The sequence below is a fragment of the Polynucleobacter sp. CS-Odin-A6 genome, assembly GCF_018882095.1.
Classification (GTDB): domain Bacteria; phylum Pseudomonadota; class Gammaproteobacteria; order Burkholderiales; family Burkholderiaceae; genus Polynucleobacter.
Genome location: NZ_JACVPD010000001.1, coordinates 720,943 through 736,632 on the forward strand (window position 1 = coordinate 720,943; position 15,690 = coordinate 736,632).

General features: G+C 47.3%; 16 protein-coding genes. 14 read left to right on the forward strand and 2 right to left on the reverse strand.

What is annotated here, in order from left to right; genetic code table 11:
* The first annotated feature begins 8 nt into the window (after nt 1–8).
* The 10 genes from rseP to ICN15_RS03720 all read left to right on the forward strand — a co-directional run bounded on the left by rseP (nt 9) and on the right by ICN15_RS03720 (nt 9,392).
* Nucleotides 9–1,142 carry an RIP metalloprotease RseP gene (gene rseP / locus ICN15_RS03675; RefSeq protein ID WP_216201281.1) on the forward strand — a complete coding sequence of 378 codons (1,134 nt, stop codon included), beginning with the start codon at nt 9–11 and terminating at the stop codon, nt 1,140–1,142.
* A gap of 5 nt (nt 1,143–1,147) precedes the next feature.
* Nucleotides 1,148–3,487 (forward strand): outer membrane protein assembly factor BamA, encoded by a 2,340-nt coding sequence (gene bamA / locus ICN15_RS03680; RefSeq protein WP_370625395.1) that lies wholly within the window; start codon nt 1,148–1,150, stop codon nt 3,485–3,487.
* Between the two features lie 18 nt (nt 3,488–3,505).
* Nucleotides 3,506–4,033, forward strand: a complete 528-nt coding sequence (locus tag ICN15_RS03685) for an OmpH family outer membrane protein (protein WP_216201283.1) — start codon at nt 3,506–3,508, stop codon at nt 4,031–4,033.
* Between the two features lie 5 nt (nt 4,034–4,038).
* Nucleotides 4,039–5,112, forward strand: coding sequence for a UDP-3-O-(3-hydroxymyristoyl)glucosamine N-acyltransferase (gene lpxD, locus ICN15_RS03690; RefSeq protein WP_216201284.1), 1,074 nt, complete (start codon nt 4,039–4,041; stop codon nt 5,110–5,112).
* Between the two features lie 83 nt (nt 5,113–5,195).
* Entirely contained in the window at nt 5,196–5,645 is a 450-nt protein-coding gene (gene fabZ / locus ICN15_RS03695; RefSeq protein ID WP_216201285.1) for a 3-hydroxyacyl-ACP dehydratase FabZ, read from the forward strand.
* The gene (gene lpxA / locus ICN15_RS03700; protein WP_216201286.1) at nt 5,645–6,442 is read left to right on the forward strand and encodes an acyl-ACP--UDP-N-acetylglucosamine O-acyltransferase; all 798 of its coding nucleotides are present in this window, start codon (nt 5,645–5,647) and stop codon (nt 6,440–6,442) included. Before fabZ ends, lpxA begins: the two co-directional genes overlap by 1 nt.
* Complete coding sequence (lpxB, locus tag ICN15_RS03705; protein ID WP_216201287.1) at nt 6,402–7,655, forward strand: lipid-A-disaccharide synthase; 1,254 nt, start codon at nt 6,402–6,404, stop codon at nt 7,653–7,655. Before lpxA ends, lpxB begins: the two co-directional genes overlap by 41 nt.
* Complete coding sequence (rnhB, locus tag ICN15_RS03710; protein WP_216201288.1) at nt 7,652–8,245, forward strand: ribonuclease HII; 594 nt, start codon at nt 7,652–7,654, stop codon at nt 8,243–8,245. Before lpxB ends, rnhB begins: the two co-directional genes overlap by 4 nt.
* An 8-nt stretch (nt 8,246–8,253) precedes the next feature.
* Nucleotides 8,254–9,078 (forward strand): RNA methyltransferase, encoded by an 825-nt coding sequence (locus ICN15_RS03715; RefSeq protein WP_216201289.1) that lies wholly within the window; start codon nt 8,254–8,256, stop codon nt 9,076–9,078.
* Between the two features lie 158 nt (nt 9,079–9,236).
* Nucleotides 9,237–9,392: a DUF3309 family protein gene (locus tag ICN15_RS03720; RefSeq protein WP_216201290.1), complete on the forward strand. Its 156-nt coding sequence runs from the start codon at nt 9,237–9,239 to the stop codon at nt 9,390–9,392.
* 106 nt (nt 9,393–9,498) lie between these two features.
* On the opposite strand, the gene ICN15_RS03725 is transcribed toward ICN15_RS03720, so the two are convergent.
* Complete coding sequence (locus ICN15_RS03725; RefSeq protein WP_216201291.1) at nt 9,499–10,335, reverse strand: pyruvate, water dikinase regulatory protein; 837 nt, start codon at nt 10,333–10,335, stop codon at nt 9,499–9,501.
* A gap of 106 nt (nt 10,336–10,441) precedes the next feature.
* Between ICN15_RS03725 and ppsA the strand changes: the two genes are divergently transcribed.
* Nucleotides 10,442–12,844: a phosphoenolpyruvate synthase gene (gene ppsA, locus ICN15_RS03730; protein WP_216201292.1), complete on the forward strand. Its 2,403-nt coding sequence runs from the start codon at nt 10,442–10,444 to the stop codon at nt 12,842–12,844.
* A gap of 90 nt (nt 12,845–12,934) precedes the next feature.
* Here the strand turns inward: ppsA and smpB are convergent, their stop codons facing one another.
* Nucleotides 12,935–13,387 carry an SsrA-binding protein SmpB gene (gene smpB / locus ICN15_RS03735; protein ID WP_046330447.1) on the reverse strand — a complete coding sequence of 151 codons (453 nt, stop codon included), beginning with the start codon at nt 13,385–13,387 and terminating at the stop codon, nt 12,935–12,937.
* A 25-nt stretch (nt 13,388–13,412) separates the two neighbouring features.
* Between smpB and ICN15_RS03740 the strand changes: the two genes are divergently transcribed.
* From ICN15_RS03740 to guaB, 3 genes are read left to right on the forward strand one after another with little or no spacing between them, the layout of a single operon-like run.
* The gene (locus ICN15_RS03740; protein ID WP_216201293.1) at nt 13,413–13,847 is read left to right on the forward strand and encodes a type II toxin-antitoxin system RatA family toxin; all 435 of its coding nucleotides are present in this window, start codon (nt 13,413–13,415) and stop codon (nt 13,845–13,847) included.
* Nucleotides 13,837–14,196, forward strand: coding sequence for an RnfH family protein (locus tag ICN15_RS03745; RefSeq protein WP_216201294.1), 360 nt, complete (start codon nt 13,837–13,839; stop codon nt 14,194–14,196). Before ICN15_RS03740 ends, ICN15_RS03745 begins: the two co-directional genes overlap by 11 nt.
* Before the next feature lie 26 nt (nt 14,197–14,222).
* Complete coding sequence (gene guaB, locus ICN15_RS03750; RefSeq protein ID WP_216201295.1) at nt 14,223–15,689, forward strand: IMP dehydrogenase; 1,467 nt, start codon at nt 14,223–14,225, stop codon at nt 15,687–15,689.
* Nucleotide 15,690: the final 1 nt, after the last annotated feature.

The following is a 15,690-nucleotide window of genomic DNA, read 5'->3' on the forward strand; positions in this document are numbered from 1 at the left end:
GGATATTTGTGCAGGCTTTAATCACCCTTGGCGCCTTTATTGTTACATTAGGTGTACTGGTGAGTTTTCATGAGTATGGCCACTTCTTAGCGGCTCGCTTGTGCGGCGTGAAAGTACTTCGCTTTGCCCTAGGGTTTGGTAAACCGTTGTTTACTTATCGAGCCAATAACGGAACCGAATGGGTTATTGCTCCCATCCCTTTGGGTGGTTATGTCAAATTATTGGACGGACGCGATAGTCAGCAATCGATTCGACCCGAAGAGCGCCCAGAATCGTTTGATGTAAAGCCGCTTTGGCAACGCGCCTTGATCGTAGCGGCGGGACCATTCGCTAACTTTTTGTTGGCTGTGATGCTTTTCGCGGTGATTTATGTTTCTGGCGTTCCGCAACTTCCCGCTCGACTCCAAGCACCACCCGAGCAATCTACCGCCGCAACATTAGGGATAGTGGCGGGCGATCAGGTGATTGGTTGGCAATCCCTGTCGGCTGATGATAGCGTTCATCCCATTCTGCAGGACTTTGATTTTGTCCCTAGTTGGAATGCCTTACGCTGGTTGCTCTTGGATGCCATTACCGGGGAACAGGGCTTTGCCCTAGAGATACAGGATGCTTTTGGCAGTCGCCAAATCAAATTCTTCAAGCACACCGATTTACGGCCGATGACTCCGGAATCTAACCCATTTGAGGCCTTGGGCCTCGCCCCCCAACTCACTCCTCCATCTGACTGGAAAGAGCTCAAATTAGGCCCCTTAGACGCCCTGGGCTTTGCTAGTCAACGGGTTTATTTGATTACCAAGGTCTCCTTCAGGCTCATGTTGGGATTATTTACTGGCAAAGCCAGCTTCAAACAGCTCGGTGGGCCCCTAAGTATTGCTGACATGGCAGGAAAGACTGCTCAGGTAGGTTGGCAACCATTTGTCGCCTTTTTGGCTCTCATGAGCATCAGTATTGGGCTCTTGAATTTAGTACCCTTACCGATGCTAGATGGAGGCCAGCTCCTGTATGATGCATGGGAGTTGGTTGTTGGCAAGCGAATTTCATTATCGATGCAAGAAAAGCTCCAAAAAGTGGGCTTTGTGCTGCTGATATCCCTTTCCTTGCTAGCCTTGTTTAACGATTTGCAACGCTATCTTTCACCTTGAATTTTTTGATTCCCTCTTTTCGCTCTGTCACTCGATTTGTTGCTCAAGTAGCACTGATTGCTGCTGCCGGCATTTGCTTCAATACGCAAGCGGCTGATTCCTTTGTCGTAAAAGACATTCGCATCGAGGGTTTGCAGCGCGTTGAGCCGGGTACGGTATTTAGTTACCTGCCAGTCCAAGTCGGAGATACCTTTACAGAAGAGAAGGGCGCTGAAGCCATTAAGGCCCTCTACAGCACCGGCTTCTTCCGCGATGTGCAGATTCAAGCACAAGGCAATGTCTTAATTGTGATTGTGGAAGAGCGCCCAACGATCTCCCGGATTGAATTTACTGGAATGAAAGAGTTTGACCCAGAGATTGTGCGTAAATCCTTGAAGGCCGTAGGAGTCGCTGAGGCCCGTTTTTACGACAAAGCGCTGATTGATAAGGCTGAGCAAGAGCTGAAGCGCTCATACATTGGTAAGGGGATGTATGCAGCGGAGGTGGTTGCGACGGTCACTCCAGTTGAGCGCAATCAAGTAGCCGTTTATTTCAATATCGATGAAGGTCCTGTAGCAAAGATTGAGGAAATTAACTTTATTGGCAATAAAGTCTTTAGCGAGAGCACTCTAAAAAGTGAGATGCAGCTCAAGACTGGTGGATGGTTATCTTGGTACAGCAAAGACAATTTGTATTCGAAGCAGAAGCTCACGGCCGACTTAGAGAACATTCGTTCTTACTATCTCAACCGGGGCTACCTTGAGTTTGTTATTGACTCCACTCAAGTCTCTATTACTCCAGATAAAAAAGGGATTTATCTCACGATCAGTATTCGTGAGGGTAATAAATTCACCGTCAAAAATGTGCGATTGTCAGGAGATTCATTGGGTAAAGAGGCAGAGCTGAGTCAGCTTGTGACACTTAAACCAGGTGATACCTTTTCTTCTGCCAAATTAACGGAGAGCACTAAGGCGATTGCAGAAATTCTGGGTTCCTATGGTTATGCGTTTGCAACCATCAATCCTCAACCAGATATTCGTCGTGATCTGAGTGAGGTAGATTTGACTTTGGTGATTGATCCAGGTCGCCGGGTCTATGTTCGTCAAGTCAATGTTAGCGGAAATGCCAAGACCCGCGACATGGTGATTCGTCGTGAGATGCGTCAGTTTGAAAGCGCTTGGTTTGATAGTGAAAAGATCGATCTATCTAAAAAACGCTTAGGGCGCTTGGGTTACTTTACAGAGACGGATATCACCACTCAAGATGTTCCAGGATCCCCTGATCAGGTTGATGTCAACGTGAAGGTCACTGAAAAGCCCACGGGTGCGGTAACTATTGGTGCTGGTTTCTCCTCAACAGAAAAATTGATTCTATCTGCCGGTATTAACCAAGAAAATGCGTTTGGTACCGGCACGTCGGTAGGTCTCAATATGGCGCTGGGTAAGATTAACCAAAGTTTGGCCTTATCAAACTATGATCCCTACTTCACTGAAGACGGTATCAGTCGCTACACTGATTTGTACTACCGTTCCTCCAAGCCACTGTATTACGTTGGTGACCCTGAATACCAAATTAAATCGGTAGGCTCAAATATTAAGTTTGGCGTTCCGTACACTGAGGTGGATCGCGTATTTTTTGGGACAGGTATCGAGGCTTTCCAAATTAAGACCACGAGCAATACTCCCATCCCTTATTTAAATTATGCGATAGACTACGGCGTAGCTTCACCTGGGTATCCATCAACACTGACAACCTATAACGTGCCAATTACTGTTGGCTGGTCCCGTGACGGTCGCGACAGCGCATTAATTCCATCGACTGGATCATTACAGCAGCTAAGTGCCGAAGTCGGAACCCCCGCTGGAAATATGATGTTCTACCGGCTCTTTGGTCAGTATCAAAAATTTCACTCCTTCTCAAAGGGCAATATTTTGTCGTTTAACGGTGAAGTGGGTTACGGAGAGGCTTATGGCAAATATCCCTTCCCAATTACCAAAAACTACTATGTTGGCGGTATCGGATCGGTCCGTGGCTATGCTCCGGGATCTCTCGGACCAACTTATTACAATACCATTACAGGCTTGAATCAGCCAACCGGCGGACAATCCAAAATTGTGAGCAATGTGGAATATACCGTTCCTGTTCCTGGGTCCGGCGTAGATAAGACCTTGCGGGTATTCGGATTCGTGGACGGTGGTAATGTTTATAACACCAACATCAATTTGGTTTTGCGATATTCCTATGGCTTAGGTTTATCATGGATATCACCACTGGGCCCGCTGAAGTTCAGTTATGGTATCCCGATCAAATCGTTGTCAACGGATAACATTCAGCGTTTGCAGTTCCAAGTAGGTACCGCGTTTTAATTGTTTAAGGAAAGCGTCATGAAGCTTCGTCAATCTTCTCAATGGGTTCAATTTGGCTTAATTGCCATTACTTTTGCTTTTTCATCGCCTCAGGTGCTTGCACAAGATGCTGGTACTCGAGTTGCTGCCGTTAACGTTGAAAAAGTATTTAACGAATCGAATATGGCTAAAGCAAGCCAAACCAAGTTGCAGAACGAGTTCATGAAGCGTCAAAATGAAATTCGTGACAGCGCTCAAAAAATTAAATCTGCCGCTGAAAAATTGGACCGTGATTCAGCGGTGATGTCTGAGGCGGATCGCGTGCGTCGTCAACGTGAGTTGTCTGATCAGGATCGTGAACTCCAGCGCAAGCAGCGTGAATATACCGAAGACCTGAATCAGAGAAACTTTGAAGAGCGCGCCAAGATTGCTGAAAAAGCAAATCAAGCGCTCAAGCAAATCGCTGAGCAAAGAAAAATTGATGTCATTATTCAAGATCCAGCTTATGCCAATCCAAAGATTGACGTAACTGATGATGTCATCAAGGCTTTGAATAGTCTCAAGTAAGTCGTATGCCTACCGCCATTGAGCTGGCCGAACAGTTTCAAGTAAGCTTGGTGGGGGATGGCTCTCTGGTGTTTCACGGACTCGCCCCGCTTGAACGAGCCTGTTCTAGCCAAATCTCTTTTCTTTCTAATCCACTGTATCGACAGCAGGCGAGTGATAGTGCTGCTGGTGCGTTGATTGTTAATGAAGCCGATTTAGATTTTCTAAAGGCAAACCCTGGCGCACATTCTGCGCAACGGGTTTATTTTGTCTCGAAGAATCCCTATGCTAGTTTTGCCAGAATGGCCCAACATTTTGCAAAGGCATCTGCGCCCATTTATGCGCCTGGTGTTCATCCTTGTGCAGCAATCGATATCTCTGTAATCGTTCCTGCCTCTTGTCATATAGGACCATTTGTTCAGATTGGTCCTGGGGTGAAGCTGGGTGAGCGTATCACTTTGCTGGGCAATATCTCAGTCGCCAGAAATTCTAGCATCGGTAGTGATACTTTGATTTATCCTAATGTATCCCTCTATTCGGAGACTACCATTGGTGAACGTTGCATTATTCATAGTGGGGCAGTGATTGGTGCTGATGGATTTGGTTTTGCACCTGACTTTTCGGCTAGCGGCGCTGAGTGGGTAAAGATCCCGCAAACCGGCGCTGTGGTGATTGGTAATGATGTGGAAATTGGTGCGTCAACAACGATTGACCGTGGTGCTATGAGTGACACCATCATCGGTGCAGGTACAAAAATTGATAATCAAGTACAAATTGCCCATAATGTGACTATCGGAAATTGTTGCGTCATTGCAGGGTGTGCAGCCATCTCTGGCAGTACCAAAATCGGTAACTTCTGCATTATTGGCGGCGCCTCTAATTTTGCTGGACATCTCACAATTGCAGATAGAACAACGGTATCGGGTAATACGTCGATTATTCGCTCTATTACCGAGCCCGGCCAGCATTACACTGGAGTCTATCCCTCGATGCTCCATAGTGCTTGGGAGAAAAATGCAGCCATTCTGCGCGGTCTCGATAAAATACGCCAACGCTTACGTTTGCTGGAGAAGTCCAGAGATTCAGAATTAAAAGAGTAAGTATCCATACTCAGAAAACGCGCTATCAGTTCACTGTGACCTTACATTAAAAAATCTAGACACTTTATTAAGCAGGTAAATATATGAGTAAACCTATCGCTATCGACATCAATCAAATATTGAAGTTGTTACCGCATCGCTACCCTTTTTTATTAGTGGATCGCGTGCTGGAGATTGAGCCTCGCAAAAGTATTACTGCACTTAAAAATGTCACGATGAACGAGCCGTTCTTTCAAGGACATTTCCCTGAATTTCCAGTCATGCCTGGCGTGCTCATTATTGAAGCGCTGGCTCAGACTGCAGCTCTTTTAACATTCTCAGAAGAGCGCGCTGAGGATGCGATTTATTACTTTGCTGGTATTGATGCCGCGCGCTTTAAGAGACCTGTTTTGCCTGGTGACCAATTGATCATGACGGCTACATTAGAGCGAGAGCGTGCAGGTATTTATAAGTTTCAAGTACAGGCTATGGTAGATGGTGAGCTTGCAGCTGAAGCCAACATCACTTGTGCTGTTCGGACGAAAGGTGCGTAATGACTCGGATTCATACATCTGCTGTAGTTGATAGCAAAGCTGAAATCGCCAGCGATGTGGAGATTGGCCCTTATTCAGTCATTGGGCCTAATGTGAAAATTGGCGCTGGCAGTAAGATCGGCTCTCATACCGTGATCGAGGGTTGCACCACGATTGGCCAGGGGAATATTTTTGCGCATTTCGCAGCAATTGGTGGTCCTCCGCAAGATATGAAATATCGCGGAGAGCCCACTCAATTGATCATAGGCGATCGCAATACGATTCGTGAGTTCACCACAATCCATACTGGCACAGCCCAAGATGAAGGTATTACCCGCATTGGCAATGACAACTGGATCATGGCCTATGTTCATATCGCGCATGATTGTCAAATTGGCAACCATACGATTTTTTCAAGCAACGCTCAAATTGCGGGTCACGTTCAGGTAAAAGATTGGGCGATTATGGGTGGTATGTCCGGCGTTCATCAGTTTGTACGCATTGGACAGCATGCCATGCTTGGGGGTGCTTCTGCGCTGGTACAGGATATTCCGCCATTTGTGATTGCGGCAGGCGATAAAGCGTCTCCGCATGGCATTAATGTGGAAGGTCTCAAGCGTCGTGGTTTTTCAAGCGAGACGATTGCTGCGTTACGTCAGGCATACAAGGTACTTTACAAGGATGGCCTGAGCTTTGAAGAAGCTAAGGTCGAGATTCAGAAGATGGTCATTGCGAGCGCAGCTGATGCCGCTACCGCAGAAAAACTGACTGAATTCCATGACTTTATTGCCGCCTCAACGCGCGGCATTGTTCGATAGAGCGAGTCTAGTGCCTAAACTTGCTTGTGTTGCCGGAGAGCCTTCGGGTGATTTATTGGCTGCACCAGTACTGAGTGCATTAAAACAAATCCCAGATACTTCAAATCTAGAGGTTTATGGGATTGGTGGTCCACGCATGCAGGCAGAGGGCCTCCGTTCAGATTGGTCTATGGAGACGCTCAGTGTCCGTGGCTACGTTGAGGCGATCAAACAGCTTCCTGCCATCTTGAAACTTCGTAAAGAGCTGATTACTAATCTACTGGGTGAGGGTCGCCCAGATATATATCTTGGCGTTGATGCACCAGATTTCAATCTCGGGGTTGAGTTGGCTTTGCGAAAGGCGGGTATCCCTACGCTCCATTTTGTATCACCTTCTATTTGGGCTTGGCGGGCAGGGCGCATTAGTAAAATTAAGCAAGCGGTCGACAGAATGCTCTGCATCTTCCCCTTTGAAACCGAGATTTACGAGCGTGCTGGTATGAGTGCGACTTATGTAGGACACCCACTAGCCAGTGAAATTCCTTTGGAGCCAAACCCCGCATCCGCTAAACAAAGAATTAAAGAAATCCTCCGTTTGCCAGCCCATGCGCTGGATGGAATTATTGTTTCAGTGCTTCCAGGTAGTCGTGGTTCTGAGATCGAGCTGATTGCCCCCATCTTTTTTAACACCATGTCAGAGCTTGCCAAGCGAATGCAGGGACAGTCTTTGCACTTTGTGATTCCAGTAGCTACACCGCGTTTGCGCGAGCCGCTTGAGATGTTGCTCAAAAACACTCTAGAGCAAAACCCAAATCTGGATATTCATTTGATTGATGGCGAGGCGGATGCTGTTCTCGAAGCTGCTGATGTTGTATTGATTGCGAGTGGTACCGCTACCTTGCAAGCGGCGCTCTGGAAAAAGCCCATGGTGATTTCTTATAAGGTGCCTTGGCTGACTGCGCAAATTATGAAACGTCAGGGTTACTTGCCTTATGTAGGCCTCCCCAATATTTTGTGTGGAGAATTTGTTGTCCCTGAGTTACTACAAGACGATGCTACTCCAAGTAAGCTAGCTGAGGCGCTATTGCTATGGTTAAAGAATGCCAATAAAGTCGATCAACTGAAAACCCGTTTTGCGGAGTTGCATGAGACTTTACGTAGACCAACGGGTCTTTTAGTTGCTCAGGCTGTAATGCAAACGATTACCGCAGGAAAAAAACGGATTAGCTCGTGAGTGTGATTTGGGTTTGTGGTGTAGATGAAGCGGGGCGGGGCCCCTTAGCTGGCGCAGTGGTTGCTGGTGCAGTCGTGCTTGACCCAGAAAACCCCATCACCGGCTTGAAAGACTCTAAGAAATTATCCGCTACAAGACGAGCGTTTTTGTTTGAAGAGATTCAACGAAAAGCAAAAGCGTGGGGTCTTGGTGAAGCCAGTCCGGCAGAGATTGATGAGATTAATATCCTGCAGGCAACCATGCTGGCAATGCGCCGAGCGATTGAAGATTTGACTGCCCGTTTGGGCGCCTGGCCAGATAAGGCATTAATCGATGGTAATCGTTGTCCGGAGCTTCCTATATCGGCTGAAGCTATAGTCAAGGGTGATGCCAAAGAGCCTGCAATATCCGCTGCCTCGATCTTGGCTAAGGTAACGCGTGATCGTCAAATGATGGCTTTACATGAACTTCACCCACAGTATGGTTTTGCCCAGCACATGGGCTACCCAACACAAGCCCATTTTAATGCCTTAAAAGAATTTGGCGCCTGCGACCAGCATCGTCGTAGCTTCTCCCCAGTTCGTAATGTCCTAGCGCTGCATAGCCGATAATCTCTCTAATGAAAATTGAATTCATCACCTCAAAAGACAATTCTTTATTTAAAGAGATTCGTCAGTTACAGGCTACTGGCCCTAAGGGTCAAAAGGCCCGATTTACAACTGGCCAGGCTTTGCTTGAAGGTATTCATTTAGTACAAACCTGGGTAGGCGATCCAGCGCTGAAGTTTTTGATTACTTCTGAGCTGGGTTTACAAAATCCCGAGATTGCCGAAGCTGTTTACGACCATGTAGAAATCTGCCCTGACACACGGGTATATCAACTAGACAAAGGCCTATGGGATTTGCTTAGTGACTTAGTGAATGCCCCCCAGCTCGCGGGCTTATTAGATCTCCCGGAAAACGTTCTAAATCCTCAGAAGTCTGTCGCTACCATTTCTGGTGATGTGATTATTCTGGATCGCATTCAAGATGCCGGTAATGTCGGCTCCATTCTCAGAACTGCCGCAGCCGCTGGCTTTACTCAGGTGATTGCGCTGACGGGATGTGCACACATGTGGTCTAGCAAAGTAATGCGCGCTGGTATGGGCGCCCATCGCTTACTCGATCTCTATGAAGGTTGGTCAATCCAGCAAGTCCTAAGTGCAGTGACCGCGCCTTTGTATGCTACTACTGCTGATGGTGAGTTAGAGCTCTTTCACATGCGTAAGGAATTAATTCATCCGGTTGCCTGGGTAATGGGTAGCGAGGGTCACGGCGTATCTGCCGATTTGATGGCCCAAGCAAAAGGAGTCTCCATTCCGATTGACCCAAGAGTAGAGTCTCTCAATGTTTCCACGGCTGCAGCAGTATGTTTGTTTGAGACCCTAAGGGTAAGACGCGCTTAGCAGGCAGTCTTCTTGTGATGGTCTCATTTTGACCATTAGTGGCAATCGAAATAATGCGGCGACAGACAGAAATACTTTCACTATGTCGGATACCGAACAATCATGGTGGTGATTGACGAGGTACATTGATAGCGCTGACTTGCTGAAAGGAATCTCAAATGTTAAGAACCATTGTGTTAGTAGTCTTAATCCTGATGTTACTGGGCGCCATTCCAATATGGCCTTACAGCATGAATTGGGGATATGGACCGAGCGGAGGATTAGGCTTGCTGTTCTTAATTCTGGTCATCCTGTTGATCACCGGTAGAATTTGATGTTATCTGTAATAGATATGGTCGTCATGGGTTGGCACCCCCAATATTTTTTTCTTGCCAACTAATGACCGCTATAAATCGCAAGCGGATATCAGAAAAATATTTTCTAGCCTAGTATCGTTTTATCTGACTTCATGGATTGCAATATGGTGGTGGCAATTTCTTCGATAGATTTGCTGGTAGTCACTACCGAAGGAATGGATTGTTTTTTCATCATGGCTGTGGCTTCATTTATTTCATAGCGACAGTTTTCGAGTTTGGCATAGTTACTGCCGGGGCGTCGCTCATTGCGGATTTCTGATAAGCGCTCGGCATCAATCATGAGCCCAAAAATCTTACTGCGATAGGGTATCAAGTCTTTAGGTAATTGGCCGCGTTCAAAGTCCTCGGGAATCAAGGGGTAGTTTGCTGCCTTCATGCCATACTGCATTGCCAGGTAAAGACTGGTGGGTGTCTTACCGACCCGTGATATCCCCACGAGAATGACATCAGCCTCAGCTAAGTTTTTATTGGATTGGCCATCATCGTGCGCTAAGGAGTAATTAATTGCCTCAATCCGGTTTTTGTAGGCCTCGGTATCCGCATTATGGTGGAGGCGGTTCATTGCATGGGTGGATTTGATGCCTAAGGCATGCTCCAGTGGTGCGACGAACGTTTGGAACATATCCAAAATGAGTCCATTCGCTTTGCTGACAATCGCATTCAGTTCGGGATTCACCAAAGTGGTGAATACAATCGGTAGAACTCCATATTTTGAGGCCGCCTGATTGATGCTAGAAACCGCATCATGGGCCTTGTTAGGCTCATCTACAAAAGGCACACGAATGTGCTTAAAAGAGGCCTCAAATTGAGCCAAAATCGACTGGCTGAAGTTCTCAGCCGTGATGCCGGTGCCGTCAGAAACAATAAAAACAATGCGGGTTTGGATACTTTGGGTACTCATGAGGATGGCCTAACAGTCGTTGTCAGCACTACAATAGATAGTTAATGAAGTATGCCGTATTGTATTCGGCCGCTCGACCAGTTTCCTTATCTTTTGAGAGTATTTTATGTCCAACCAACAACAGCAGAGTAGTGATGTAGCAAATGCCTATGTTTTACCTTTTGAGCAACTCCGGATGACTGACGTAGAGTCAGTCGGTGGAAAAAATGCTTCTTTAGGTGAAATGATTTCTCAGTTGTCTTCCACGGGTGTGCGTGTGCCTACTGGATTTGCAACTACTTCCTTAGCCTTTCGGGATTTTTTAGAGCATAACAACTTGACTGAGCGCATTCAGAAGCGTTTAGAGAATCTCAATATTGATGATGTCCGTGCACTAGCGGAAGCCGGTAAAGAAATCCGTGGCTGGATTGAGACTGCTCCCTTTCAGGCGCGTCTTGATGAAGAGATTCGTACGGCATTTAAAAAATTAGATGATTCTGGCAAAGGCTCTTTTGCAGTGCGCTCTTCTGCAACAGCAGAAGACTTACCAGACGCCTCATTTGCTGGTCAGCAAGAAACTTTCTTGAATGTGGAAGGCATTGATGATGTTCTGAAAAAGATTCGCGAAGTATTTGCGTCTTTGTACAACGACCGTGCGATTTCTTACCGAGTTCACAAGGGCTTTGCGCATGCTGAAGTAGCCCTGTCTGCTGGTATTCAGCGGATGGTACGTTCCGACCTCGGTGCTGCTGGTGTGATGTTTACTCTCGATACTGAGTCGGGCTTCGAAGATGTTGTATTTATTACTTCAAGCTACGGCCTTGGCGAGACAGTAGTACAGGGTGCTGTGAACCCAGATGAGTTCTATGTTTTTAAGACCACTCTCGCAATGGATAAGAAGGCGATTATTCGTCGATCTTTAGGTTCAAAGTTGATTCAGATGCAATTTGCTCCTGTAGGTTCAGCTGAGAAGGTCATCACAGTTGATGTTGCCCCAGAAAAACGCAATCGGTTTTCCTTGGAGGATGCTGATATTACAGAGTTAGCAAAATACGCAGTCATCATTGAAAAACACTACGGTCGTCCGATGGACATTGAGTGGGGCAAAGATGGTCAAGATGGCCGCATCTACATTTTGCAAGCCCGCCCTGAGACAGTGAAAAGCCAGGCTGCTGGTCAAGTCGAGATGCGTTACAAGTTAAAAGGTAGCTCTAAGGTTCTGACCAAAGGCCGTGCAATTGGTCAAAAGATTGGTGCTGGTCCAGTACGAGTAATTCGTGATCCTAGCGAGATGGATCGCGTTCAACCAGGTGACGTGTTGGTTGCCGATATGACAGACCCCAACTGGGAGCCTGTGATGAAGCGGGCTTCCGCAATTGTTACCAATCGTGGTGGCCGTACTTGTCACGCCGCAATTATTGCCCGTGAATTAGGCGTTCCAGCAGTCGTAGGCTGTGGTGATGCTACTGAGCATTTGCAGGATGGCATGATGGTCACGGTTTCCTGTGCAGAGGGTGATGAAGGTCATATTTATGATGGCTTGATCGAGACTGAAGTGACTGAAGTGTCTCGTGGTGTGTTACCAGAGATTCCAGTCAAGATCACCATGAATATTGGTAACCCTCAGTTGGCGTTTGATTTCTGTCAAATCCCGAATGCGGGTGTTGGCTTAGCTCGTCTCGAGTTCATCATCAATAACTACATTGGTGTGCACCCACGGGCGGTCTTGGAATATCCCAACATCGATCCGGACCTGAAGCGCGCTGTAGAAAGCGTAGCTCGTGGTTACGCCAGTCCTCGTCAATTCTATGAAGATAAGCTGGTTGAGGGGGTTGCTACTATTGCTGCTGCCTTCTATCCAAAACCGGTCATTGTCCGTTTGTCTGACTTTAAGTCTAATGAATACAAGAAGCTGATTGGCGGTTCACGCTATGAGCCGGACGAAGAGAACCCGATGCTGGGATTCCGAGGTGCATCCCGTTATGTATCGGCTGACTTTGGTGAAGCTTTTGCCCTAGAGTGCGCTGCTATGAGGCGTGTTCGTGAAGACATGGGCTTAGATAACGTCGAGATCATGGTGCCATTTGTGCGTACCATTAAGCAGGCTGAGCGTGTGATCGACATGATGGCGCAGTTAGGTCTGAAGCGTGGTGAAAACGGGCTACGCCTGATCATGATGTGCGAGATTCCATCTAACGCCATTTTGGCTGATCAATTCCTGGAGCATTTTGATGGCTTCTCGATTGGTTCAAACGATATGACTCAGTTAACGCTGGGATTGGATCGTGACTCCGGCATGGAATTACTGGCCATTGATTTTGACGAACGTGACCCAGCAGTAGAGTTCATGATCGCCCGTTCAATTGAGGCTTGTCTGAAGCAAAACAAGTATGTGGGTATCTGTGGTCAAGGCCCATCAGACCATCCAGACTTTGCCCGTTGGTTAGTGGCTAAGGGTATTACCTCGATCTCTCTGAATCCCGATAGCGTCGTAGCAACTTGGGAAATGTTGGGCAAGAAAGAGTCGTAATCAATCCAGCCGATTAAGAGCTGTAATAAAAAAGGCCTAGATTCATCATCTAGGCCTTTTGCTTTAGTCTGAGCTTTCCCCGTTCCCTGCTCAGGCGTTGAGATCGCCCCTAGCAATGCGTCCCTTTTGGACTTCCCACTCGCGCTCTTTGGTGGCTGCACGCTTGTCATGCTGTTTCTTGCCTCGAGCTAGGCCAATCTCGCATTTCACATTGCCCTTGGAGAAATGTAAATTCAGGGGCACGAGGGTGTAGCCCTTTTGCTCTACCTTACCAATCAGTTTTTTGATCTCAATCGCATTTAGTAGGAGTTTGCGCGTGCGCGTGCTGTCAGGAACAATATGGGTAGAGGCTGAAAGTAGGGGGGTAATATGGCAGCCAATCAGGAATAGCTCCGCCTGACGGATGACGACATACGCTTCTTTGACGTGCACGCGACCAGCGCGGATGGCCTTTACTTCCCAGCCTTCCAGTACGAGTCCTGCCTCGAACCGTTCTTCGATAAAATAATCAAAGAAGGCTTTTTTGTTATCGACGATACTCATATTTATTTAGCTCTCAAGATCGATTATGGCAGACGTCTACAAGACCGTTTTAATTGGGCAATCAGCTGACCGCATGTATGGCCTAGTGACTGATGTGGCTCTCTACCCTGAGTTCTTGCCCTGGTGTGGCGGAGTGGAAATTTTTGAGCAAACGGAGACCGTTCTGGATGCCAAAATCAATATTCACTTTAAGGGTATCAATCAGTACTTTCATACCCGAAACATCAATCATCGCCCCGAGACCATTGATATGGTCTTTGTGGATGGCCCGTTCAAGCATTTTTCAGGGCAATGGAACTTCATCCCCCTAAAGGAGGATGCCTGTAAGGTCGAATTTAAGCTCCACTGGGAGTTTAAAAACGTGGTCCTAGATAAGATCATCGGCCCTGTTTTTGGCCATATAGCAGGTACTTTTGTAGATTGCTTTGTGAAGCGGGCTGAAGACCTTGATGGGCAATAGACCCCCAGAAGCTTTGAAGATCATTATCTGTGATGCTAGAGAAGGCGATCCCAAGTTAACCTCTTTTACCTTGGAATTAGGCCCTCAAGACAGCCCAACAGTAGGTTTAGCTCTTCAAAAAGCGGGCATTGCCACTGCAGCTGATGACCCAAAAATTGCTAGAAAAGGCTGTTTTGGCGTCTTCGGTAAGCGCAAGGACTGGGATAGCCCGCTTTATGAGGGAGACCGCTTGGAGCTGTATGCACCACTCTTGGTTGATCCTAAAGCCGTCCGCAGAAAGAAGGCCAATCAGAATCAGGATGCCAAATTCCAGGCGGCTGCAGCTAAAAGAAAGGCTAGAAGGCTATAATCGATTTTTGTGACTAGGGGTTTTGCATGCGACTCATTCAAAAAGCACTCACTTTTGACGATGTGCTCCTCGTGCCGGCTTATTCTTCGGTACTCCCTCGAGATGCCAGTCTGGCAAGTAAGTTAACTCGAGATATTTCACTCAATACACCATTGGTGTCCGCTGCGATGGATACCGTGACCGAAGGCCGTTTAGCAATTGCAATGGCCAGCGAGGGTGGCATTGGCATTATTCATAAAAATCTGAAGCCTGCAGAGCAGGCTAGAGAAGTGGCTAAGGTCAAGCGCTATGAGTCCGGCGTCCTGCGTGATCCCATCACGATCGGTCCTGATGACACCTTACGCCAAGTGATTCATCTTTCACGTGAACATGGTTTTTCCGGCTTTCCGGTGCTGACAGGTAAAGAAGTTGTGGGCATCATCACCAATCGCGACTTGCGATTTGAGGAAGACTTAGATGCGCCAGTCAAGTCGAAGATGACGCCACGTGAGCGCTTGATCACAGTTAAAGAAGGTTGTTCATTGGACGAAGCAAAGCGTTTGATGAGTCAACATCGCTTGGAACGTGTGTTGGTGGTGAACGATAAGTTTGAGTTGCGCGGCCTCATCACCGTTAAAGATATTTTGAAAGCCACTGAGCACCCGAATGCTTGTAAAGATAGCGAAGGCAAGTTGCGTGTAGGCGCTGCTGTTGGTGTTGGTCCTGATAATGATGAACGTATTGAGCTATTGGTTCGTGCGGGCGTCGATGTCATCGTTGTTGATACAGCCCATGGCCATAGCCAGGGCGTATTAGATCGAGTGAAGTGGGTCAAGAAGAACTATCCTCATGTCCAAGTCATTGGTGGCAATATTGCTACTGGCGATGCTGCTAAGGCGTTAGCTGATCATGGCGCTGATGGTGTGAAGGTAGGTATTGGCCCAGGCTCTATTTGTACGACTCGTATTGTTGCTGGGGTTGGTGTTCCGCAAATTAGTGCCATCGTGAATGTGGCTGCTGCACTGAAGGGCACTGGCATTCCGTTAATTGCGGATGGTGGTGTGCGCTATTCTGGGGACGTTGCTAAAGCCTTAGCTGCTGGTGCCAGTTCGGTCATGATGGGCGGCCTGTTTGCGGGTACAGAAGAGGCGCCTGGCGAAGTGTTCTTATATCAAGGTCGTTCATACAAGAGTTATCGTGGCATGGGCTCCTTGGGCGCGATGGCAGATGGTTCAGCAGATCGTTACTTCCAGAGTGATATCAGTGCAGCCAATGCGGAGAAGCTAGTACCGGAAGGTATTGAAGGACAAGTGCCTTACAAAGGTAGCGTACTTGCCATCTTGCATCAATTGACTGGCGGCATTCGTTCATCCATGGGTTATTTGGGTTGCACGACCATTGATGAGCTGCATGAAAAAGCAAATTTTGTGGAAATCACATCGGCAGGCGTACGCGAGTCGCATGTTCATGATGTGAAGATCACTAAGGAAGCGCCAAATTACCATATTGATTAAG